This is a genomic window from Flavobacterium sp. YJ01, assembly GCF_029320955.1.
Taxonomy (GTDB): Bacteria; Bacteroidota; Bacteroidia; order Flavobacteriales; family Flavobacteriaceae; genus Flavobacterium.
The window spans coordinates 2897494-2919630 of record NZ_CP119757.1 but is presented as its reverse complement, the minus strand read 5'-3'; the positions used below and the strand labels follow the sequence as shown (position 1 = coordinate 2919630).

The 22137-nt window shown below is 31.6% G+C and carries 20 protein-coding genes and 1 tRNA gene; 6 read left to right on the top strand and 15 right to left on the bottom strand.

Annotated features, from left to right (window positions below; all coding sequences use genetic code 11):
- Positions 1-95: 95 nt before the first annotated feature.
- The 8 genes from P0R33_RS12840 to P0R33_RS12805 form a co-directional block, all read right to left on the bottom strand.
- Entirely contained in the window at positions 96-857 is a 762-nt protein-coding gene (locus P0R33_RS12840) for a hypothetical protein (RefSeq protein WP_276171581.1), read from the bottom strand.
- Positions 858-933: 76 nt separating this feature from the next.
- Entirely contained in the window at positions 934-3213 is a 2280-nt protein-coding gene (locus tag P0R33_RS12835; protein ID WP_276171579.1) for a helix-turn-helix domain-containing protein, read from the bottom strand.
- Positions 3214-3316: 103 nt separating this feature from the next.
- Positions 3317-3901 (bottom strand): OmpH family outer membrane protein, encoded by a 585-nt coding sequence (locus P0R33_RS12830; protein WP_111368309.1) that lies wholly within the window; start codon positions 3899-3901, stop codon positions 3317-3319.
- A gap of 234 nt (positions 3902-4135) precedes the next feature.
- Positions 4136-4984 carry a class I SAM-dependent methyltransferase gene (locus P0R33_RS12825; RefSeq protein ID WP_276171577.1) on the bottom strand — a complete coding sequence of 283 codons (849 nt, stop codon included), beginning with the start codon at positions 4982-4984 and terminating at the stop codon, positions 4136-4138.
- 78 nt (positions 4985-5062) lie between these two features.
- Positions 5063-5533: a hypothetical protein gene (locus tag P0R33_RS12820; protein WP_276171575.1), complete on the bottom strand. Its 471-nt coding sequence runs from the start codon at positions 5531-5533 to the stop codon at positions 5063-5065.
- Between the two features lie 107 nt (positions 5534-5640).
- Positions 5641-7512, bottom strand: a complete 1872-nt coding sequence (gene mnmG, locus P0R33_RS12815; protein WP_276171573.1) for a tRNA uridine-5-carboxymethylaminomethyl(34) synthesis enzyme MnmG — start codon at positions 7510-7512, stop codon at positions 5641-5643.
- A gap of 436 nt (positions 7513-7948) precedes the next feature.
- The gene (ybeY, locus tag P0R33_RS12810) at positions 7949-8368 is read right to left on the bottom strand and encodes an rRNA maturation RNase YbeY (protein WP_276171572.1); all 420 of its coding nucleotides are present in this window, start codon (positions 8366-8368) and stop codon (positions 7949-7951) included.
- Positions 8365-11766 (bottom strand): DUF4175 family protein, encoded by a 3402-nt coding sequence (locus tag P0R33_RS12805; protein WP_276171570.1) that lies wholly within the window; start codon positions 11764-11766, stop codon positions 8365-8367. Before P0R33_RS12805 ends, ybeY begins: the two co-directional genes overlap by 4 nt.
- Before the next feature lie 165 nt (positions 11767-11931).
- Between P0R33_RS12805 and gltX the strand changes: the two genes are divergently transcribed.
- Together gltX and P0R33_RS12795 are read left to right on the top strand one after the other, a co-directional pair.
- On the top strand, positions 11932-13437 hold the full coding sequence (gene gltX / locus P0R33_RS12800; protein ID WP_276171568.1) for a glutamate--tRNA ligase: 1506 nt from the start codon (positions 11932-11934) through the stop codon (positions 13435-13437).
- Positions 13438-13571: 134 nt separating this feature from the next.
- A complete protein-coding gene (locus P0R33_RS12795) occupies positions 13572-14555 on the top strand; it encodes an SPFH domain-containing protein (protein ID WP_276171566.1) in 984 nt (327 codons plus the stop codon).
- Positions 14556-14575: 20 nt separating this feature from the next.
- On the opposite strand, the gene P0R33_RS12790 is transcribed toward P0R33_RS12795, so the two are convergent.
- From P0R33_RS12790 to P0R33_RS12770, 5 genes are all read right to left on the bottom strand, one after another.
- Entirely contained in the window at positions 14576-14830 is a 255-nt protein-coding gene (locus P0R33_RS12790; RefSeq protein WP_276171564.1) for a DUF6327 family protein, read from the bottom strand.
- 5 nt (positions 14831-14835) lie between these two features.
- Entirely contained in the window at positions 14836-15186 is a 351-nt protein-coding gene (locus P0R33_RS12785) for a competence protein (RefSeq protein WP_276171562.1), read from the bottom strand.
- A 77-nt stretch (positions 15187-15263) separates the two neighbouring features.
- Positions 15264-15590 (bottom strand): YtxH domain-containing protein, encoded by a 327-nt coding sequence (locus P0R33_RS12780; protein WP_276171560.1) that lies wholly within the window; start codon positions 15588-15590, stop codon positions 15264-15266.
- Between the two features lie 94 nt (positions 15591-15684).
- Entirely contained in the window at positions 15685-16164 is a 480-nt protein-coding gene (locus tag P0R33_RS12775; protein WP_276171558.1) for a hypothetical protein, read from the bottom strand.
- A gap of 851 nt (positions 16165-17015) precedes the next feature.
- A complete protein-coding gene (locus P0R33_RS12770) occupies positions 17016-19133 on the bottom strand; it encodes a glutamine--tRNA ligase/YqeY domain fusion protein (RefSeq protein WP_276171556.1) in 2118 nt (705 codons plus the stop codon).
- 151 nt (positions 19134-19284) lie between these two features.
- Here P0R33_RS12770 and P0R33_RS12765 point away from each other — a divergent pair, with 151 nt between their 5' ends.
- The 4 genes from P0R33_RS12765 (at position 19285) to P0R33_RS12750 (ending at position 20329) form a co-directional block, all read left to right on the top strand.
- A complete protein-coding gene (locus tag P0R33_RS12765; RefSeq protein WP_276171554.1) occupies positions 19285-19506 on the top strand; it encodes a hypothetical protein in 222 nt (73 codons plus the stop codon).
- Positions 19506-19802 carry a hypothetical protein gene (locus tag P0R33_RS12760; protein WP_276171552.1) on the top strand — a complete coding sequence of 99 codons (297 nt, stop codon included), beginning with the start codon at positions 19506-19508 and terminating at the stop codon, positions 19800-19802. The genes P0R33_RS12765 and P0R33_RS12760 overlap by 1 nt, the downstream gene beginning before the upstream one ends.
- A gap of 2 nt (positions 19803-19804) precedes the next feature.
- The gene (gene folB / locus P0R33_RS12755; RefSeq protein ID WP_057115457.1) at positions 19805-20164 is read left to right on the top strand and encodes a dihydroneopterin aldolase; all 360 of its coding nucleotides are present in this window, start codon (positions 19805-19807) and stop codon (positions 20162-20164) included.
- Between the two features lie 94 nt (positions 20165-20258).
- Positions 20259-20329: transfer RNA gene (locus tag P0R33_RS12750), tRNA-Cys, on the top strand.
- 430 nt (positions 20330-20759) lie between these two features.
- On the opposite strand, the gene P0R33_RS12745 is transcribed toward P0R33_RS12750, so the two are convergent.
- Together P0R33_RS12745 and P0R33_RS12740 are read right to left on the bottom strand one after the other, a co-directional pair.
- A complete protein-coding gene (locus P0R33_RS12745; protein ID WP_276171549.1) occupies positions 20760-21440 on the bottom strand; it encodes a LysE family transporter in 681 nt (226 codons plus the stop codon).
- A gap of 14 nt (positions 21441-21454) precedes the next feature.
- The gene (locus tag P0R33_RS12740) at positions 21455-22123 is read right to left on the bottom strand and encodes a head GIN domain-containing protein (protein ID WP_276171546.1); all 669 of its coding nucleotides are present in this window, start codon (positions 22121-22123) and stop codon (positions 21455-21457) included.
- Positions 22124-22137 lie beyond the last annotated feature (14 nt).

Sequence of the window (22137 nt, the reverse complement as noted above, 5' to 3'; positions counted from 1 at the left end):
TATTTCACCCCGTTGGGGTTTTAGCAGATATTTTTATTATAAATAATAAATCTAACAAAAAGTCCAATTCGTTTTGAATTAGGCTTTTTTAATGTTTATCGTGAAACAATTTTTGCATTTTGTGAAAGAATCTCTTTCCCCGATTGGTAAACAGTTAAAGTTGCAGGCGGCGAATTTTTTTCGCCCAAAACGATGATGTAACATTCGTATTTGAAATCACCTTTTTTAAATTCATAATAATGATTTCCGCCAGTTCCATCAGCAACGAAAACGCCGTTTTCGATTATCAAATCAGGTTTGTCGGTCATTTTATTTTTGATTGACCACGAAGCATAACGAAATTTATTATTTCCTAAATCATCAATTCTGATTCTGAATTTTGAGGTTTCGAGAATTGCAACTGGTTCTTTAAATTTTGAAATTGAAGCGTTTACATTTTTCTTCTGATTTGCGATCAGTGAATTTTTCAATTTTTCTTCAGCTTTTGACTGATAATTTATTGCCGTAATTTTTCCATCAGTATCAATCCACAAATCGCCTTGATTTAGCATAATTCCGCGCCAACCCATTTCTGACCAATCTTTTGCTGGATTCGATTTTGCTATTTTCTCAATTAAAACAACATCAAAAATTTGATTGTATCTTTTTATAAAATCCGCTTTGTTCTTTACTGGCGGAATGGGAGAATCTCTTTTTAACGGAAATTGTACACGACTTGAAACCGCTGTTTTGTTGCCACTTTTTACTTCTAAAATAAATTTTGAAATAATTTTTTGGTATTCTGGTTTCAGATCTTGAGCGTTTGCAAATGACGTGTAAAAAATCAGAAACGTTAGAAAAAATTTCAATGTTTTCATATCAAAAAAGATTTAATGCGTTAGAAATTAGATTTTTGAAAAACTAAAAACATGTTTCACGTGGGACGTTAAAATCTTAATTGATGCTCGCTTTGAACATTTTCAATTCATCCCAAGTAAATTCATCTCCATGTTTTTCTTTCAAACCACTTAACGATTCTTCCTGATAAAACTGAAACGCTTCTCGCAAAGCCAAAATTTTATCATACGGCAAGACATCCGTAATTTCGATTTTCTTCGCTTGAATTAGTCTTATCAAATGTCCTTCGATAGTTTGAACATTCAATTTACGCATTCTTGCAATATCTTCCACAGAATTTTTCTCAATCCATAAATCGTACGTTTCTTCGACTGTTGTTTTTTTAGCCGTTTTAAGCTCGTTTTTCTCCGTCTTAGCTGATTTGTATCGAACAACAGGTTCTTCGGTCTTAAAAATGTCTGTATTGACCATTTTAAGCTCCGTTCGAATACGATCTGCTTTCTCAATTTTATAATTTTTAATAAATGGCGTTGATAATTTTTCTTTAGAAATTTCTTCGCCAGAAACCACAATTTCTAAAAGCAATTTGGCTTTTAGTAATTTCAAAACGGCTTTTGTCTGTAAATCTTCTAAAAAAGTAAGTTCTTCGTAAAACTCTTTAACTTTTTTAAATTTTTGAATTTCAGCCATTTTATAAATTAAATCATCAACCAATTTATCGATTGGCTTGAAAAAATAATCAAAGGCCGCTTCTACTCTTTCTTTTACAAAACACAGATCGACAGTTTCTTTACTGAAAATTTTATTGAGCTGAATTATGAATTTTTGCGAAGGATCTAAAAGTTGTTCAATCGTTTCTAAGCGTTTGTGCGCCCAAACAGAATGCTTAGATTTTTCTGAACCTGTTGCATTTTCGTTATAACTAAATCTGTGATTTCTCCATTCTTGCGCTAATTCTGTCCAATTAAAACTGTTAGTCAAATAGTTATGAATAAAATTTTTGGTTTCAAAGTGCAAAGAATTTTTGAGATCTTCTTCTGTCGCTCTGTTCAAAGCATAATCCATCACATCTTGATCGTTCGAAATACCATTCATCTGCATCGGAGAAAGCAAAATAAGCCCGTTTAACGAACGCAAACGCGAAAGTGCAACATAAGCTTGTCCAGGCAGAAAAACTTGCGATACATCGAGCGCAGCTTTGTCAAAAGTTAAACCTTGGCTTTTATGAACCGTAATTGCCCACGCAAGCTTGATCGGGTAATGCGCAAAAGTTCCTAAAACTTCTTCTTCGATGTCTTTGGTTTGTTCGTTGACTTTGTATCGGATATTTTTCCACTCGTACTTTTCGACTTCCAGCGTCATATTTTCTTCTGGAAAGTGAACAAAAATTTCTTCATCAGAAAGTGATTTGATTACGCCCATTTTTCCGTTGAAATATCTCTTTTCAAAAGATAAATCATTTTTGACGAACATGATTTGCGCTCCGACTTTCAATTTCAGTTCTTCTTCTACAGGAAATATCTTTTCTGGAAAATCTCCGACCACAAATGGTGTATAAACAAATTCTTTTCCAGTTAAATCATTGATTGACTGTAAGTTAATAGAATCTGCTTTCGCATTATGCGTAGTTAGTGTAATGTAACCTTTGTTTTCTTTAAAGTCAAAATCGGGCTTAACATATTGATTTAGAACAGAAATGTCCTCAGGCGTGATCTGATTATTTCTCAAATTATTTAAAACCGAAATAAAAGCGTCGTCTGTCTGGCGATAGATTTTCGATAATTCGATATAAATCGGCGGATAAGTTTGAAGCACGTGAGAATGGAAAAAGAACTTTCCACGATAATAATTTTTCAGCGTTCGCCATTCTTCATCACGAATTACCGGCGGCAATTGCAATAAATCTCCAATAAACAAAACTTGAACTCCACCAAAAGGCAGTGTGTTTCTGCGAACAGTTTGCATCATAAAATCGACCGCATCCAGCAAATCGGCACGCATCATACTCACTTCGTCAATAACCAAAAGTTCCATGTTCTTAATCACATTTCGCTTTACATTGTTCATTTTGAAATGACGTCGCAAAGTTTCTTTATTTTCAAACTTTACCGTTTCTGTAAACTGTGCATTCGCATCATAAGACGGAATAAAAGCAGAAAATGGCAATTGAAACATCGAATGTATGGTTACTCCTCCGGCATTCAAAGCAGCAATTCCAGTTGGCGCAACAACAACTGTATTTTTATGTGTCGTTGCAATAATTTCCCGCAAAAGCGTTGTTTTTCCTGTACCCGCTTTTCCGGTAAGGAAAATAGATTTTTGAGTTTGATTAATGAATTGTAAAGTATAAGCTGCCGCTTCTGAAACGTTTTGCATTGGGGTTGTATTAAAGAATAAAATTACCGCATTTTTATAAAAAGAAAAAACCTAAATCGTAGTGGATTTAGGTTTTCAGTAATTTAGTTAGTTTGGGTAGTTTTTATTTTTTTGCTTCACCTTCTTTAGTTTCAGCTGCTGGTTTTGCATCTGCTTTTGGAGAAGCTTTGTATTTATCATTTAATTCTTTAATGATTTCTTTTGTGATGTCGAATTTATCTTCAGCATACAAAATAGATGCTGCATCTCCAGTTCCGTAGATATAAGCGTAACCGTTTTTCTTTCCGTAATCTTTGATGAATTTTTTCACACCACTTACAAGAGAATCCATTTCTACTCCACTTTCTTGTTGTAATTGTTGTGCTAATGCTTGTTGTGCATAACCTAATTGCTGCTCTCTTTTTTGCAATTCAGCACCTCTTTGCTGTGCCCAAGCCTGACCGTTTGCTTGCGCCTGGCTTTGAAAATTAGCAGCGTCTTGTTTAAAACGTGAAATTTCAGCTTGTAATTGTCTTCCTTTTTCTTCCGCTTGAGCTTTGTACTTTGCCTCTAAATCTTTTGCCTCAGTGTATTCTTTCATCAAAACCGAAGTATCCACGTAAGCTGTTTTTACTTCCTTTACCTCTGCTGTTTTGTTACAAGAAACTGCGAAAACTGAAAGTGCGATAATAACTAATGCTTTTTTCATTTTTTTAAATTCTATTTTTTTAAGTATGAAAGACAAAAATATAAAAAATTCAATAGGATTAACATAAACTTTAAAAAATGCGTAAATTTTATGATATTGTTTTTATTTATAGAAAAAATAATAACAATAACCGGTCACTATTACTTTAAAAATGGCTTTTTTTCTATTTTTTTAACCGAAAAAAAGCCATTTTATCAGATTTTGACAAAATGGTTTTTGAATGCATTTTTTTGATTATTTATTTTTCAAAACGTAAATATGCGATGAATACTCCTTTGAACTTTTAGCTTTCCAATTTGATTTCAAACCAATGAAAAAAGCTTTGATATAATTCATTTTTCCCGTTTTATACTTTTCAGACAAAAGACTCACATAAAACGAATCAAATTTCATTGGAAGCACTTTTTCTAATTTCATATCGACTCTTTCAAAAAGCACTTGAATCGATTTTTTAGAAAAATGCCAAAAATGAATTGGCACATCATAAGCCGCCCAAAAAGTTTGATAATGATTTGCATCAAACGATTTATAGTTTGGAACCGCAATAATTAATGTTCCAGTTGGTTTTAATAAACGCTTTAATTCCTGAATCTGTTCTTCTAAGTTTGGAACGTGTTCTAAAACATGCCACATTGTAATTGCATCGAAAGAATGATTCTCTAAAGTGCCAATTTCTTCTACAAATGAAATTCCTTTTTGTTTTGCAATATTTTTAGCTCTGTCGCTTGGTTCTACTCCAATCGTTTCCCAACCATTATTTTTTGCTGTTAATAGAAAATCTCCTGTTCCAGCTCCAATATCCAAAAGTTTGCCTTTTTGAAGTTGTTCTGAATTAATCAAATTCAATTTATTTTGAAGCGCAATATTTTTTACAAAATGATATGCTTTTTCGAACAATGAACGTTTGTTATCTGTGTGCGAAATATAATCTTCACTTTCGTAATATTTTCCCAGATTTTGAAGTTCTGGTTGTGGCGAAGTAATTAGCATGTCTAATTCTTCATCATAATACAAATCGAAAATTTCTTTTGAAACAGAATGATCTTTTACCGTAAGAAAATGTTTTTTATTTAAAACGTTCATTTTTTTAATTGTAAATATTGGTTTAATTTATAGCAAATCCTAAAAATGAAAATTTCATTCTTAGGATTTTTAGTTTTTTTATTTATTATTTTTCCAGTTAATTTTCACCGCTGAAATCTTTTCATTTTCTAACCTGACATCTTCCAAAACAGAAAAGCCATTTGAAATATAAAATTTCAATGGCGATTTATATTTTTCTTTATTTGATTTGATATCATTTTCATGATCAATTACCCAACCGTTCAAATTCTGATTATTCTTTTTTATTTCTTCTAATAAAATCTTTCCGTAGCCTTTTCCTTGAATTTGATAATTCAACATTATTGCAAACCAAATTTCGTTATCGCGAAAAAAGGTATATACCCAACCTTGAATCTCTTTTTTAGCATCAATTAAAAGATAATTTTTCATTTCTGAAATTGCATCCACATACGCTTCAAATTCATGAAATGTTTCATGACCAAATTGAACTGGATATTCATTATTTCGAAGTTGCATTAATGCCTTTTTCTCTTCTAATGATAAATTTTCTTTTCTAACGACTTTCATCAAAATTTAATTCAATGTTTCACGTGGAACAATTAATTTTAGATTTCAGACTTAAGATTTCATATTCTTTAAAATCAGAAATCAACAATCTAAAACCTAAAATATTTTTATCTTCCCATATAAATCAAAAGCACGGAAATATCACTTGGTGATACCCCGCTTATTCTTGAAGCTTGTGAAATTGTTACAGGACGAATCTTGCTTAATTTTTGTTTTGCTTCAATCGACATCGACTTGATTTTGTTATAATCAAAATTGTCTGGAATTTTTACTTCTTCCAAACGATTCAGTTTATCCGCGTTATTTCTTTCCTTTTCGATATAACCAGAATATTTTACTTGAATTACTGCTTGCTCAACAATTTCTTCATCCAAATCATTTTCTTCAATATATGCTGAAACTTTTTCAAATTTCAACATATCTTCTAATTCAATTTGGGGACGTGAAAAAATCTTGAACATTTTATCTCCTTGAGAAATTGGCGCTGATTCTTTAGCTTCCAAAATCGGATTCGTTTCTGCAATCGTAACACTTGTTTCTTTGAAGAACTGAACCATCTTTTCAGATTCGTTCAATTTCTTTTCCATTCTTCTCAAACGAGCTTCAGAAGCTAAACCAATTTCGTATGACATTGGCGTCAATCTGAAATCGGCATTATCTTGACGCAACAATGTTCTATATTCTGCTCTCGATGTAAACATACGATATGGTTCTTCTGTTCCTTTCGTAATCAAATCATCAATTAGAACTCCAATATATGCTTCATCACGTTTTAAAATCAAAGGATCTTTTTCATGCACTTTTAAATGCGCATTAATTCCTGCCATCAATCCTTGTGATGCTGCTTCTTCATATCCGGTTGTTCCATTAATCTGTCCGGCAAAATATAAACCTTCAACTAACTTTGTTTCCAAAGTGTGTTTTAATTGCGTCGGTGGAAAGAAATCATATTCGATTGCATAACCAGGTCTAAAGAATTTTACATTTTCAAAACCTGCTACAGAACGAAGCGCTTTAAATTGAATATCTTCTGGAAGTGAAGTTGAAAATCCGTTTACGTAAACTTCGCAAGTATTCCATCCTTCTGGTTCAACAAAAAGTTGATGGCGTTCTTTGTCTGCAAAACGATTAATCTTATCTTCAATAGACGGACAATATCTTGGTCCCAAACTTTTGATTCTTCCGTTGAACATTGGAGAACGATCAAAACCTTCTCTCAAAATATCATGAACATCCAACGAAGTATATGTCATGTGACAAGAACGCTGATGCGTTAACGGAACAGTTACATCTGAATAAGAAAACTTATCTGGCTTAGCATCTCCTTTTTCTTCATTCATTTTAGAATAATCTAAAGAACGACCATCTACACGAGGTGGCGTTCCTGTTTTCATTCTTCCAGCTTCAAATCCTGCTTTGATCAAATCTTCGGTAATTCCGGTTGCAGCACTTTCTCCTGCTCTTCCTCCACCGAATTGTTTTTCTCCGATATGAATTAAACCATTCAAAAAAGTACCATTCGTCAAAACCACAGATTTGGAACGAATCTCCACACCAAGCGAAGTTCTAATTCCTTTTATCTTTCCGTCTTCGATTATCAACCCTTTTACCATCTCTTGATAAAAATCAAGATTTGGAGTTGCCTCCAACATCATTCTCCATTCTTCTGCAAAACGCATTCTATCACTTTGAACTCTCGGCGACCACATTGCAGGTCCTTTTGATTTATTCAGCATCTTGAACTGGATTGCTGTCTTATCTGAAACAATTCCTGAATATCCACCAAGTGCATCAATTTCTCGAACGATCTGTCCTTTTGCAATTCCGCCCATTGCGGGATTACATGACATCTGTGCTATGTTTTGCAAACTCATTGTAACCAACAAAGTTTTTGATCCCAAATTTGCAGCAGCAGCCGCAGCTTCAGAACCAGCATGGCCTGCACCAACCACAATAACATCGTATTCTTCTAAAAACATTTTGTTTTATTATTCTCCAAAAACCGCTAATGCGGTTTTCAGAATTACATTTATTTTTTTCTTGTTCCACGTGGAACTTTTTATTTTGTTTCAAGTTTCAGGTTTCAAGTTTCTACTACCACCTTTAAACTAGAACCTTTAAATTCCAAATTAAACTAAAAACGTTTCACGTGGAACATTTTTATTCTTTTCAAATCAGAACTTTCAAATTATTTTCCATATGAAACACACTCCGTTTCTTTTAAAAGAATTATTTAAAAAACGTTCCACGTGGAACGATTAATTTTACTCTTCACTTCTTTTGCTTCAATGTTCCGCATGGAACGCAATGACCTTTTTATCTTTTATACTTCTTTCACGTAGAACACATCTTAAAATATAAAACCTAATAGCGTTTCACGTGGAACATATACTTTTAAAAGACTAAGAAATTTAATTACTGTTCCACGTGGAACATCTTCATCTTTTCTTCTTCTTTTGCTCTCATTAATTTAGCATCTTCATCTGTTTTATCCTTGTATCCACAGTAATGAAGTATACCGTGAGAAAGTACTCTTTTTAATTCTTCAGCAAATGAAACATTAAAGTCTTTTGCATTATCTGCAACACGTTCTATAGAAACAAAAATATCGCCATTTAACTCGTTGCCAACAGTATAATCAAAACTGATGATATCTGTAAGAGTATCGTGATCTAAGTACTCAACATTAATCTTGTGAAGATATTCATCGTCACAAAATATATAGTTGATCTCTCCTTCATTTTTATTCTCAGAAACAATTACAGCACTAAGCCAGTCACTAAAAGCCTGCTCGTCTCCTAAAGTAAAATCTGTTTCGTAATTAAAATTTATCATTTTGTATTAAAGTATTCTTGAACTTTTTGATTAAAATTCGAGCGCAAAGGTAGTGATTGTCTGTTTAATATCTCTACACTGTTTAAATATTCCAATAGCGAACTTGGCAAAGCATTGGAACGATTACTAAATTCAGCCTTATTAGTTTCAGATTGTCTTTGTGTATCTTGCCCCTTTTGCTGAACTGCATTGTTTAATTTCCATAATTCTTGCTGGATATTTAATATACGTTGTAGGTTCTCATTCTTAAATCCTTTGTTCAATATCTGCTTTTCAGATTGTTTCATCTGATCAATTACAGATCTGCCTTGAGCATCTAAACCTTTCTTCGCTAACTCTTTTTGAAGCGCTTCTCTAAGCTTAACTTGCTCTTTGTAAATCTCCATTATAGCTTCAGCATCTCCTTCTCCATCTTCACTTTCATTACCGTTCTTCTCTCCTTTTCCATTCTTTCCATCTTTACCTGAAGAACCTTTATCTCCACTTTTGTTACCTTGTCCTTCTTTACCCTGACCATCTTTACCTTGACCATCTTTTCCTTGTCCAGACTTTCCATCTTTACCTTCTCCAGGTTTATCTCCCTGTTGCTGTCCTGAATTCATTCCTTCTTTCATTTTATCAGCAAGACCTTTTTGTTTCTGAATAATATCTGGCAATTGCATTCCTTGTCCGTCACCTGGTTTCGGTTTTCCAGCACCCGGTTTAGACATAGACATCTGCATGTTGTTCAATAAATCACTTAAGAAATCGGCTAACTTATTGGCAGAAGAAATGGCATATTGCTGATGCGAAACTCCTCTTGGAATCTGTACGTCGGTTAAAGTTTCTATTGCTTTGTCCATATTGTATTGTACGTTTCCAATTTCTTTAGTTACGTCTTCAGCAACCTTTGGGTTACGCAATGAAAGTGCAAACAAACTATCGTCAACATGTCTAAACTGCTGTTTCAAATTCTGCTGAATCTTGATGTTTTTTGTAAATGTAGAAGAACCCAATTTCATTGCTTTAAACTGTTTCATTACATCTTCTTGTGACAAAGAATAAGCTAAAAGATTATCCAGTATCTGACGAAGCATTGCTACATCTTCTTCTAATTGTTCTTGTTCTCCACCTTCCATTTCACTCTGCATTTCTTGAGCCATAGATTTCATTTTCTTTGCAGCACTTTTCTGTTTTGGTTTAGCCGAAGAAGTATTCTTTTTACTTAATTCTTCAGAAGCTTTTTTAAGATCATTATCTACATCTTTCTCTTTTGAAGCATCAGATGGAATATCCAGAGGTTTCTTTAAAGTCTTATTTTCCTCTTTCAAATCTTTTAAATCTTCCTGAATCTTATCAAAAGATTTATTGATTTCATCCTGCTTCTCTTTAGTATTTTCTTTCTCTTTATTAGATAACTGTTCCTCTTGTTCTGACAGTTTGTTTAGTTTCTCTGCAACCTGTTCTGCTTTCTTAGAAACATAAAAACGCTTGGTCAACTCAACCAATTGTTCTAAATTACGAGATTGATTTTTACTGATTTGCTTGAACTTTTCCATCTTATCAAACAGTTCTTCGCTGTTTAATTTATCATTCAAGTTCTTCAATTCATCTAATAATTTCTGATTCTTTTCTAAATCTTTCTGAGCATTATCTAAACGCTTTTGTAAATCATCGGCTGTTTGATCTTTCTTCTCAGACTTGAACTTGTCTAAGTTTTGATTCATTTTCTCAGAAAACTGTTTCATCATTTCGTCTTGTTGTTTCTGACGTTTGATAAAATCATTAATCTTCTGTTGATCTTTAAACTCTAAATTATCTTTTTCTTTTCCTGTATTTTGAAGCTTATCCATTTCTGAAATCTGCTTTGTTTGGTTCTTCAAAGACTTAGATAAACTATTAATATTTTGATTTTGCTGTTGTAATTCTTGATCCTGAATTTCGTCTGTTGTAGCTACACGATCTGAAAATGTAGAAGACTTTGTAGACTTAAATCCGTGTGGTGCATCGTTATCAAAAACTTCAAAATAGTATTCGTATGAAACTCCTTCTTCTACTGGAAGGTTACTTGGGAAATTAAAAACAAACTGATCAAATACTCCAGACTTCACAGGAATGTTTCCACGCTTGGCAGACTGTGGTTTGTTTCGTTCGTAATACACAATTTGTAATTTCGAAAGTCCGTAATCGTCACCCAATCTTCCTAAAATATAGTTCTTGTCTAGCTTCAAACTATCAGGTGCAGGACCAACATTGATCGTTGGAAACTGATCTTTAATAACAGATAACTGATAATCTAGTTTTTCGTAGTTTTTAACCTTATCATTTGACGTAAGAATTTGATATTCTGTATTTTGACTAATATTTTTACTCAATTTAAAGTCATTCTCAACCTTATTGAACTTAAATACTTCATTATCTCTTTTCCACACTACTTCTTGTGTAGATTTCGTATTCATTCTCCAAGTTACAGTCGTTCCTTCAGGTACAATTGCATTTCCAGTTCCTTGAATTGTCTCTGATTTTTTCTTTAGATAAGAAGGAAAATTCAAAACCATCTCGAAGTTTGCGATCGATGGAACTGTCACAACTTTCAATTCATATTCTTCTGAAACAACTGAATTTCCTTCAAATGAAAAATGAATGTCTTCTGCTGGTTTCTCCACTTTAAATTCGAACTTTCCAGGTTGAGAGGATTCCATAAAATAGCTTTCATCACCAATGTGAATCATTACATTTTCTGGAACAACATTTCCAATAGATTCCATTTTGATAACGAAATCTTTGTTTTGTTCTGCTTGTAAATTAGAATTCAAAACCACAAATTTGAATGGAGCCGGTGGTAAAAATGCAGAATTGAAATGCACTACTCTATTCAAACTTTGAGAAATTACATTGCTATTTCCAGAAATATAAAACACAGCAAAAAGCAAAATTGGAACTAAAGCTAATGGCAAATACTTTTTATTAGCTTTAAAATTGATGGCATTTCCAAAAGGAATTGGCTGCAGTGAATTTGCTTTTTGCTCAATCGATGCCAAAACCAATTCTGAACTTTCAGCATTATTCTCTGAAGACAATTGTAAAAAGTTAGTCAGCTTATCACTCACTTCTGTGAAATGGTTTCCAATAATTTTTGAAGCCTGAGTATAATCAATTCCCTTTTGAAGTTTAAATAATTTAAACAACGGAAAGATAATTAAACGAACTAAAAGGAAAACTTCAACTCCAATAAACAACCAAAATAGAAAAGTTCTTCCCAGAGGTTTCAACCAAAGAAAGTACTCTACAAAAAGCGTAAATAAAAAATACAATAAACCAAAACCGGTAAAAAGAAGTATTCCTTTTATCAATTCGTTGGTATAATATTTCTTAATGAAAGCCTCTAGCTTTTGATATATCGCAGATGTTGTTTTCAAAATAAAATCTCTTATGATTATAACCCATAAAAGTAGTAATTATAACAATAAGTCTGAAAGTCAAAAGTCGAAAGTCAAAAGTTTAGCACACAGCTAAAAAACTTTCAAACTTTCGACTTTTGGCTTTTGACTAATATCGTATCTTTGCAACAAAATTTTAAACAAATGTCAAAGCAAGTTCGTGTGCGTTTTGCACCAAGTCCGACTGGACCATTACATATTGGCGGAGTTCGTACTGCCCTATTTAATTATTTATTTGCAAAGAAACATAACGGTGTTTTTTATCTTAGAATTGAAGATACAGATCAGACTCGTTTTGTTCCAGGTGCAGAAGCTTACATTATGGAAGCGCTGGAATGGTTAGGAATTGCTCCTGAAGAAACGGTTGGAAAAAATGAAAAGTTTGGTCCGTACAGACAAAGCGAACGTAAAGATTTATACCAACAATATGCAAATCAACTGATCAATTCGGGTTGGGCTTATTATGCTTTTGATACTCCAGAATCTTTGGATGCTTTGAGAAAAGAACAAGAAGCCGAAGGAAAAACATTTATTTACAATCATACAAACCGTGAAAAATTAGATACATCTTTAGTAATTTCTGCGGAAGAAGTTGCTAAAAGAATTGCAAATGGAAAACATTATGTGATTCGTTTTAAAACTCCGGTTGATGAAACTTTACATTTGAAAGATATCATTCGTGGAGATGTGAAGTTTGAAACTAATCTTTTGGATGATAAAGTTTTATTCAAAAGTGACGGAATGCCGACTTACCATTTAGCAAATATTGTAGATGATCATTTGATGGAAACTTCACATGTAATTCGTGGGGAAGAATGGTTGCCATCTATGCCACTTCACGTTTTATTATACAAAGCATTTGGTTGGGAAGCTCCAGAATTTGCTCATTTACCTTTGATTTTAAAACCAATTGGAAATGGAAAATTATCTAAAAGAGATGGAGACAAAATGGGATTCCCAGTATTTCCATTAGAATGGAAAACTGAAGAAGGTGTTTCATCAGGATATAGAGAGAACGGATTTTTTCCCGAAGCAGTCGTAAACTTTTTAGCTTTACTTGGATGGAATGACGGAACTGAAAAAGAAATATTTTCTTTAGAAGAATTAGCAGCATCTTTTGACTTAAACCGAGTTCATAAAGCCGGAGCTAAATTTGATCCAGAGAAAAACAAATGGTTCAATCACCAATATTTAGTAAAACAAAATGATGTAGATTTAGCGAAAAGCTTCTCTCCTATTTTAGAAGAAAAAGGCTTCTCGACTCCGCTCGAAGTGACAACTCGCATTGTGTCACTTATCAAAGAAAGAGCAAATTTCGTTTCTGAATTTTGGGATTTGACTGATTTCTTTTTCCAAGCGCCAAAATCTTATGATGAAAAAGCAAGCAAAAACTGGAAAGAAGAAACTCCAACTTTAATGCAAGAACTAATTTCTGTTTTAGAAAATATCGAAGATTTTACTTCTGCAAATATTGAAGCAATTGTAAAAGATTGGTTAATGAAAAACGAAATCGGAATGGGTAAAGTAATGCAACCTTTCCGTTTAAGTTTGGTTGGAGCGCTTAAAGGTCCTCACCTATTTGACATTGTTGAAATCATTGGAAAAGAAGAAACTATCGCTAGAATTCAAAAAGCAATTTCAAGTTTATAATTAAAATTTAAATTAAATATATAAACGCTAAGAAACATCTACAAAATGTTCTTAGCGTTTTTTTAATGTTTAATAATTTTATTTTAGAAGAATTTTCGTAATTTACCAGAATCATAAATATAAACTATATAACCATGAGTACAGCATTTATTATCTTTTTAGTATTGGCATTCTTCATTTTCATGTCGTCTTTCTTTACTGTAAAACAACAATCATCTGTAATTATCGAACGATTTGGAAAATTTCAGAGTGTTAGAAATTCAGGATTGCAACTTAAAATTCCGTTGGTTGATAGATTGGCCGGACGTGTAAATCTTAAAATTCAACAGCTTGATGTTATCATCGAAACCAAAACAAGAGACAACGTTTTTATCAAAATGAAAGTTTCTGTTCAGTTTAAAGTTATTCAAGAAAAAGTATACGAAGCATTTTATAAACTAGAATATCCACACGATCAAATTACTTCTTATGTTTTTGACGTTGTTCGTGCCGAAGTTCCAAAACTAAAATTGGATGATGTTTTTGAAAGAAAAGATGATATTGCAGTTGCAGTAAAACGCGAATTGAACGAAGCAATGTCTACTTACGGATATGATATTATCAATACTTTGGTTACTGATATTGATCCAGATATCCAAGTAAAAAATGCGATGAATAGAATCAACGCTGCTGACAGAGAAAAAACGGCTGCTGAATTTGAAGCAGAAAGTTCAAGAATTAGAATTGTTGCAAAAGCAAAAGCCGAAGCAGAAAGTAAACGTTTACAAGGACAAGGTATTGCAGATCAGCGTCGTGAAATTGCAAGAGGTCTTGTAGAAAGTGTTGAAGTTTTAAACAATGTTGGAATTAATTCTCAAGAAGCTTCTGCCCTTATTGTGGTTACACAACATTATGATACTTTACAAGCAATTGGTTCTGATACAAATTCAAACCTAATTCTTTTACCAAACTCTCCACAAGCTGGAAGTGACATGTTAAACAATATGGTTGCTTCATTCTCAGCTTCTAATCAAGTTGGAGAAATGATGAAAAAGAACACTAAAAAGGTTGAAAAACCAAAACAGGCACCAAGACAATCTGGTTATGAAGATGACGTTCAACCAGATGTTCAACAATAATTACAAAATAAAAAAGAGGCTTAATTGCCTCTTTTTTTATTCATAAACCAATTGATTACAAATGGAATAATCGATTGTAAAATTTGTGGATAAGAATTTCTAAAGTAATCTGTATAAGAAGAAACAAATCCGTTTACAATATTTTGCGGTGTTATGCTTTCTTTAGTTTTCTGAAAACTCAAAACCAATTTCTGATAATTGATATCTTTTTCCAATTTTAAGATTTCTAAATCTCTGTCAATTTCAGCGTATGATGAGTATTTTTTCTTTTCCATAAGTCTTAATCATTAAAAAATATTTCTGAGAATTTCTCCAAAATTGGGCCTTCAACCATTTTGTCTTTTATAAAGAAAAGTAAAATTGTAAAGAAAAGATAGATTCCTCCTACTGTTAAAAATCCTAATGCATTGCTTCCGAACAAAGAACCAAAACCATAAGCTGCTGCAAAAGATCCGAAAATTAAAACCATTGTGAAACAAACCAAAATCAAAGTAAACTTAAAAATTAGCGTTGTAGATTTCATTGCCACTTTAAAACCCCAAAGTTTATAATAAGCCAAATGGCTGTCTATGTAAACTTTAGTTTGGTCCTGAATTTTTTCAGTATTTTCTTTTAACTCTTCAAAAGCCATAATTATAAATTTAAAATAAAAAAAAAGCACAAAACTTTCCTATAAAAATAAGCAAGTTATGTGCTTTTAAAAAATTATTATTTCTGAAGTTTAGCGTTTTGCGCTTTTAAATCAGCTAATTTAGATTCTAAAAAAGTGATTACTTCTTCCGTTTTATGGCTAACATTTGAAAGTAATTCAGTCAAAGTTCCATCAAGGTTTTGAGTAGCACTTGTAAATTTTTCACGTAAAACTTCTGAGCTGGCATCAAAAGAATCTTTGATATTACCTTTTGCATCATCGATACCTTCTTTAATTTTTGCTCTCGTTTTTGATCCTTTATCTGGAGCAAATAAAATTCCGATCGCTGCTCCTGCCGCTGCAGCCGCTAAGATTGCCGCTGCTGTATTTAAATTTTTAGACATGATATTACAATTTTTAAATTATTACTTAAAGATACTCATTTTTAAAATGATAAAACTTTGATTAATTGTTATTTACTAAAAATTAACAATATAATTAATACACATAAGTTGTAGCTTCATATTTACCATCACCTTTGTCTACAATACTAACAAACGGATATCCATTTGAAGCAGATTTGGATTTGATTCTCATCGCAGTCTGCTTTTGATTTGCAATTGGCGGTTCTCCTTTTGTCCTTGTCGAGACACCAGTAAAACTTGTAACTTGCTTCAGTCCTATTGTTTTTTCCTGTGGCAGAACAGTTACCATTTTGTAATCGTCTTTTGAATCTACTACTATTTTATCAGAAACTTTTTGAGTTGTTTTTGTCTGTTTGTTCGTTATAGACGAAACAGCATGTTTACTAATTTTTACTTCTTCAGAACTTCCGTTCAACGAATAGTAAATTAAACCATTTTCATTTTTTATGAAATTAACATCAAGTTGTTCACCATTGTGTTTTGTAATTTGATGTGTTTGAGAAATTGCAACATTTGCAAATAACATTGCTAGCGTAAAATATAAAATTTTCATGATTATTAGATTTAAATTAAAAATGATCAGATTTGAAATTTTAAACTAAAGCTTCACACAAATTCAATATTATGGAATTTTTTACATTATGATACAAATTGAAAAATACCTTTTACGCGAAATATTATCAAAATTACATCACAATAAAAATGAGAACATAAAATTGTCTTTTCAGGAAAATCAATTTTGAAAATCTACAGCAATAAAAATTACGAGTTTTTAAAAAAAGTAAAATTCAGTTTAGTTTCCGTCACGGCAAATTTTAATTTTGCAAAATCATCTCTGATTTTTGGTATTGAGTTAAAAATAGCAACTTTATAAACAATTGTGTGTTAACAAGCCGTTAAACTGACTAAAATAACAGTAAAAAGTTAAATAAAAGCTTTAAATAAACAATTATTTAAAAAATGAGTTATCTATCAAACAAGTTTTAAAAACGTCTTAAAATCAATTTATGAGGGTTAAAATTAATTTATAGAAACTATCAATTTTGATTTTATTATCATTTTTATGAATAATAATTAAAAACTAAATTATATAAAAAGAAAATAATTAAAATTTATAAGTATAAAATTGAAGTCAAAACCGTAGAAAATAAGAAAAAACCTAAATTTAAAAATTTTGAAAACAAAATTGGAATCCAAAAATCAAAAAAACGAAATAAGAAGTTTTATGAAACGAAAATCAAAAAAATGAATTCCTTATCCAACTAATTTTTATTTTCCTTTAAAATTAATTTATGAAAGTCAATTTTAATCTATAAAAATTATAATAATTAAAATTTCAATAGTAAATCTATATAATAAAAAAAGCGCTTTTATAAGCGCTTTTTCATAGATTATAATTATATATTACTTTTTTACCATTTCAGATAAAATTTCAATTTCTCTCTCCGATGCATTTTTTGGAGGATTTGAATATAATTTTAAAATTTCGTCATCAAACTGATTTTTGAAACTTTCACTTTCAATATCTCTTAAATTCAAAAGTGCTTTTGATCTTACATAAGTCGATTCACTTTTTAAAGACATTGAATATAATTTCTTAATATCTTCTTCTTCAAAATCTGTTGATTTCCAGTTTGAATATTTTAAAATAAACTGAGAAAACAACAGCGAAGCCTTGTTATTGTTGATATTTTTCTTTAATGAATTCTGCAAAAGTGAAAAACTAGAAATATTTTTGATGTTCTCTCCTATTGCACTTTCAATTGCAATTCTTTCTGGTTTAGACTCAACTTTAAAATATTTGTTGATATCTTTTAAAGAATTATTAATGCTATTTTCTTCTTTTTTACCCTTTTCTTCCCAAGCATCTTTTAATCCAACTGTTTTGTTAAATACTAATTTTGAAGGAGTTGAGTCTTTATCAACAGTAAAATAACCTAAACGTTGAAATTGAAATTTGTCTTCATTTTGAGATGTTGATAAACTTGGTTCAACATATCCAGTTACAATTTCTAATGAATTTGGATTCACAAAATCTAAGAAATTTTTATCTTTATAACTGTCTGGTGCTTCATCTGTAAACAAACGATCGTACAAACGAACTTCTGCTTCTAATGCATGTTGAATAGAAACCCAATGTAAGGTTCCAGATACTTTTCTTTGGCTTGCTTCAGTTCCGCTTCCGCTTAAAGAATCAGTATCATACGTTACATGAATTTCTGTAATATTTCCGTTTTCATCTTTTATAACAGATTCACCTTTAATGATATAAGCATTTTTAAGACGAACTTCTTTTCCTAAAGTTAAACGGAAAAATTTAGCTGGAGCTTCTTCTAAAAAGTCTTCTCTTTCAATGTATAATTCACGAGAAAAAGGAACTTTTCTAAATCCTGCATTTTCATCTTCCTGATTATTTTCAGCTTCTAACCACTCTTCTTTTCCTTCTGGATAATTGGTAATTACCAGTTTTACTGGATCTAAAACAGCCATTACACGAGGTGCAATTTTGTTCAAATCTTCACGAATACAGAATTCTAAAACCGAAACGTTGATCAAATTATCACGTTTTGCAATACCAATTGTGTTAGCAAAATTACGTAAAGATGCAGCTGTATAACCACGTCTTCTTAATCCAGAAATGGTTGACATTCTTGGATCATCCCAACCGTTAACATGCTTTTCTTTAACTAGTTGCTGTAATTTTCTTTTACTAACAACGGTGTGTGATAAGTTACGTCTAGCAAATTCTCTTTGCTTTGGACGCAGTTTGTTATCATCAAAAATCTGATCTAAAAACCAATCGTATAATTCACGGTGAGGCAAGAATTCTAGTGTACAAAATGAGTGAGAAATTTGCTCTAAATAATCACTTTGTCCGTGTGCCCAATCGTACATTGGATAGATTTTCCAAGCATCTCCAGTTCTATGGTGATGTTTGTGTAAAATTCTGTACATAATTGGATCACGCATTAACATGTTTGTTGATTTCATGTCAATTTTTGCACGAAGAATATGAGTACCAGCCTCAAATTCACCGTTTTTCATTCTTTCGAATAAATCTAAGTTTTCTTCAACAGAACGATTTCTGTATGGACTGTCAGTTCCTGGAGTTGTTGGAGTTCCCTTCTGGATCGCCATATCTTCAGAAGATTGACTATCAACATACGCTTTATCTTTCTTAATTAAGAAAACTGCCCAATCGTATAATTGTTGGAAATAATCTGATGCATAACATTCTTCTGCCCAAGTATAACCCAGCCATTCTACATCTTTTTTAATAGCATCAACAAATTCCTGTTCTTCTTTTTCAGGGTTTGTATCATCAAAACGTAAATTCACAGGAGATTGATAATCAATTCCTAAACCAAAATTTAACGCAATAGAACTCGCGTGTCCAATGTGTAAATAACCATTAGGTTCTGGTGGAAAACGAAAGCGAAGTTTAGTATTTGAAAGACCTGATTTTACGTCTTCCTCTATGATTTGTTCAATAAAATTGAGTGATTTCTCTTCTGATGCCATTATTTTATAGTAATTTTAGCAAAGATAAAAAAGTTTATAGTTTATAGTTTATGGTTTATGGTTTTCTTTGGAAACTTACTGAAAACATGAAACGTTAAACTCAAAATCTTTAATTAATTTATTTAGTATTTTTGTATAAATATTCAGAATTATGAGACAATTAACTGTTACAATTCCAGACGATTTTTACGAAACTTTTATTAGTTTTTTCAAACATGTTCCAGACGTTTCTATAGATGAAAATGTTGAGAATGAAATTCCTCTATGGCAACAAGAAATGGTTTTGGATCGTATAAAAAATGCTAAACCAGAGGATTTTATTAGTTGGGAAAAGTCTAAAAAAAGACTTAATGCTAAATGGAATAAGAAGTAATGTTCGAAATAAATATTCTCTTAAGAGCTGAATTAGAAGTAGATGAAATTGCTGAATATTATGAATCTATTTCTAATGGTTTAGGAACAAAATTTTTTAATGAATATCAAAAGTATGTAGATACTTTAAATACATTTCCATTTTTTGAAGAAAAGTATAATATAGTTAGAACCTTACCTTTGAAAAAATTCCCATACACTATTCATTTTACAGTTGATGAAATTAACAAAATAGTTACAGTATACGCTGTAACATCCAATTATCAAAATCCAAACACTACAAGAATAAAATTATAAAAATGGGAGTTATAAAATTGAAAAACATTCGTACTTTTTCTTACCACGGATGTTTAATTGAAGAAGGAAAAATTGGATCTGATTATACTGTCGATCTAAAAATTAAAACCAATTTACAAAAATCAGCAGAAACAGATCATCTTTTAGACACTGTTGACTATGTTCATTTGAACAAAATTGTTACTGAAGAAATGGCAATTCGTTCGCATTTATTAGAACATGTGGCTAAAAGAATCAATATTCGTGTCTTGGCAGAGATAGAAACTGTAGAAAAAACAACAGTTTGGGTTTCTAAAATAAATCCGCCTATTGGTGGTGATGTTGAGTCAGTTACTATAAAAATGACGGAAATTAGAAAGTAATTTTTAGAATTAAAACTTTAAAATTTTAAAATAGTTCATTCGAAACTTTTGAAATTTAAAGATTTTAGTTACTTTTGCCATCCGTTCAAGCAATGGCGTCGTGGCCGAGCGGCTAGGCTGGGCTCTGCAAAAGCTCCTACTCCGGTTCGAATCCGGACGATGCCTCTAAAAAGAGATACAGAAATGTGTCTCTTTTTTTTATGTTTAATTTTTAGAAAAAATTAGATAAAGATTTACGTTCGAATCCGGACGATGCCTCTAAAACCTTCAAAGCAATTTGAAGGTTTTTTTTATGTTTAATTTTTAGAAAAAATTAATTAAATTATACGTTTGAATCCGCACGATTCTTAAAAACCTTCAAAGTAATTCGGAGGTATTTTTGTTTAATTTTTCTACAATTTTGTCATTCTGAGGAACGAAGAATCTTCGCGAGAAGCTCTACAAAGATTGGACAATAGTTGCGGAGTTACTTGCGAAGATTCTTCGTTCCTCAGAATGACAAACTATACTCAAAAAACTTTAAACAAACATTTATAAACACAAAAAAACCTCTGAAATTCAGAGGTTTAATTTTATATTTTTGAGTTATTAACAATTACTTATTTTCTATCTTCTCAAAAGCATTTTTAACCATTTCTTTTTCTTTTGGAAACCAACCTTGAACCATTAAAGCAACTCCAAAAACCATTAAAACAATACTAATTCCTTTTTTGATTTTAAGGATATTGGTCGGTGTCATTTTAGACTTTAATTGTTTGGCTAATAATATTTTAAGGCAATCAACTAGTAAATAAGTTATGATTACTGCAGTAAAAAAAGTAATCATTCTGGAGTTTTGCATTTCTAATTTTGGTCCGACAGAAATAATTACAGCAAGCCAAAAACCAAGAACTCCAATGTTGATAACGTTCAGTAGAAAGCCTTTTACGAATAAACTCCCGTAGTTTCTTTTTATAATATCACGGTCGATTTCTTCATCATTTATTTTTTCTCCTTTTTTTAATCTCACAAAAGAAATTATACCATAAGCCAACATTATTATTCCGCCGAAAATAAACAATGCAGGTTTATCTTTTAAACTGGAAATCAATCTATAACTTCCTAAATAAGCGATCGCTATAAAAAATATATCACCTAAAACTACACCACAGTCAAAAACTATTGCAGCTCTAAATCCTTTTGTAATACTGGTTTCTAATAGTATAAAAAATACCGGACCTACCATAAAACTCAAAAAAAGTCCCCATGGCAGTCCAGCCAAAATATCATTTATCATCAAAATACGACTTGTTATTTTACTTCTTCGATTTTACCTCCAAAAACGGTTTTCTGGTTTATTTGTTTTGGTTTTCCATAAATGTAAATAGAGCCTCCTGCGCTTACTTTTGCATCGACTAGTGTCGAAGCATTAACATCGGCTTTTCCGCCCGCAGAAACGCTTACTTTGGTCTGAGAAGTGGCTAATTTACTTCCAAGGAAATATCCGCCTGCTCCTAAACCAGCATCAAGGTTATCTGCTTTACCAGTTACAGTGATTTCTCCACCAGAAACTGAACTTACTTTTAGTTTATCAACATTCAAATCTACATTAATTTTTCCACCTTCTTGTGCACTTACTTTAAATGAAGTCGCTTTTAGAGTTTCTTTGCTCGTAACTTCTGCACCTTCATTAACATCTATCAGTTCTAAATGTTTGTAATACAGAGTTACTTCAAGATCGTTTCCAGACAAAAGTTTAGGAAAAGGCATTCTCAATTTTAAAACTCCATTTTTATTAACAGCTTCCAACTCTGCTTCTCTTGTTCCTTTTACAACAACCTTATTTTCTGAAGATTGAACTAATTTTACACTTAATTTATCGTAAACTTTTACGGTATCAAAATCTCCTAATTCTTTGGTAACCTGACCAAAAGACATTTGTACAAATAAAATTGCTGCTCCAATTATTAGCTTTCTCATACTTTTATTTTTTT

What these genes read in the sequence shown, in the direction of transcription:
- P0R33_RS12830 (WP_111368309.1), bottom strand. Translation starts at nt 3,901, where the DNA reads ATGAAAAAAGCATTAGTTATTATCGCACTTTCAGTTTTCGCAGTTTCT.
- folB (WP_057115457.1), top strand. Translation starts at nt 19,805, where the DNA reads ATGGGAGTTATAAAATTGAAAAACATTCGTACTTTTTCTTACCACGGA.
- P0R33_RS12770 (WP_276171556.1), bottom strand. Translation starts at nt 19,133, where the DNA reads ATGGCATCAGAAGAGAAATCACTCAATTTTATTGAACAAATCATAGAG.
- P0R33_RS12825 (WP_276171577.1), bottom strand. Translation starts at nt 4,984, where the DNA reads ATGAACGTTTTAAATAAAAAACATTTTCTTACGGTAAAAGATCATTCT.
- P0R33_RS12840 (WP_276171581.1), bottom strand. Translation starts at nt 857, where the DNA reads ATGAAAACATTGAAATTTTTTCTAACGTTTCTGATTTTTTACACGTCA.
- P0R33_RS12765 (WP_276171554.1), top strand. Translation starts at nt 19,285, where the DNA reads ATGAGACAATTAACTGTTACAATTCCAGACGATTTTTACGAAACTTTT.
- P0R33_RS12775 (WP_276171558.1), bottom strand. Translation starts at nt 16,164, where the DNA reads ATGAAAATTTTATATTTTACGCTAGCAATGTTATTTGCAAATGTTGCA.
- P0R33_RS12795 (WP_276171566.1), top strand. Translation starts at nt 13,572, where the DNA reads ATGAGTACAGCATTTATTATCTTTTTAGTATTGGCATTCTTCATTTTC.
- P0R33_RS12740 (WP_276171546.1), bottom strand. Translation starts at nt 22,123, where the DNA reads ATGAGAAAGCTAATAATTGGAGCAGCAATTTTATTTGTACAAATGTCT.
- gltX (WP_276171568.1), top strand. Translation starts at nt 11,932, where the DNA reads ATGTCAAAGCAAGTTCGTGTGCGTTTTGCACCAAGTCCGACTGGACCA.
- P0R33_RS12790 (WP_276171564.1), bottom strand. Translation starts at nt 14,830, where the DNA reads ATGGAAAAGAAAAAATACTCATCATACGCTGAAATTGACAGAGATTTA.
- P0R33_RS12760 (WP_276171552.1), top strand. Translation starts at nt 19,506, where the DNA reads ATGTTCGAAATAAATATTCTCTTAAGAGCTGAATTAGAAGTAGATGAA.
- P0R33_RS12785 (WP_276171562.1), bottom strand. Translation starts at nt 15,186, where the DNA reads ATGGCTTTTGAAGAGTTAAAAGAAAATACTGAAAAAATTCAGGACCAA.
- P0R33_RS12780 (WP_276171560.1), bottom strand. Translation starts at nt 15,590, where the DNA reads ATGTCTAAAAATTTAAATACAGCAGCGGCAATCTTAGCGGCTGCAGCG.
- P0R33_RS12835 (WP_276171579.1), bottom strand. Translation starts at nt 3,213, where the DNA reads ATGCAAAACGTTTCAGAAGCGGCAGCTTATACTTTACAATTCATTAAT.
- ybeY (WP_276171572.1), bottom strand. Translation starts at nt 8,368, where the DNA reads ATGATAAATTTTAATTACGAAACAGATTTTACTTTAGGAGACGAGCAG.
- P0R33_RS12820 (WP_276171575.1), bottom strand. Translation starts at nt 5,533, where the DNA reads ATGAAAGTCGTTAGAAAAGAAAATTTATCATTAGAAGAGAAAAAGGCA.
- P0R33_RS12745 (WP_276171549.1), bottom strand. Translation starts at nt 21,440, where the DNA reads ATGATAAATGATATTTTGGCTGGACTGCCATGGGGACTTTTTTTGAGT.
- mnmG (WP_276171573.1), bottom strand. Translation starts at nt 7,512, where the DNA reads ATGTTTTTAGAAGAATACGATGTTATTGTGGTTGGTGCAGGCCATGCT.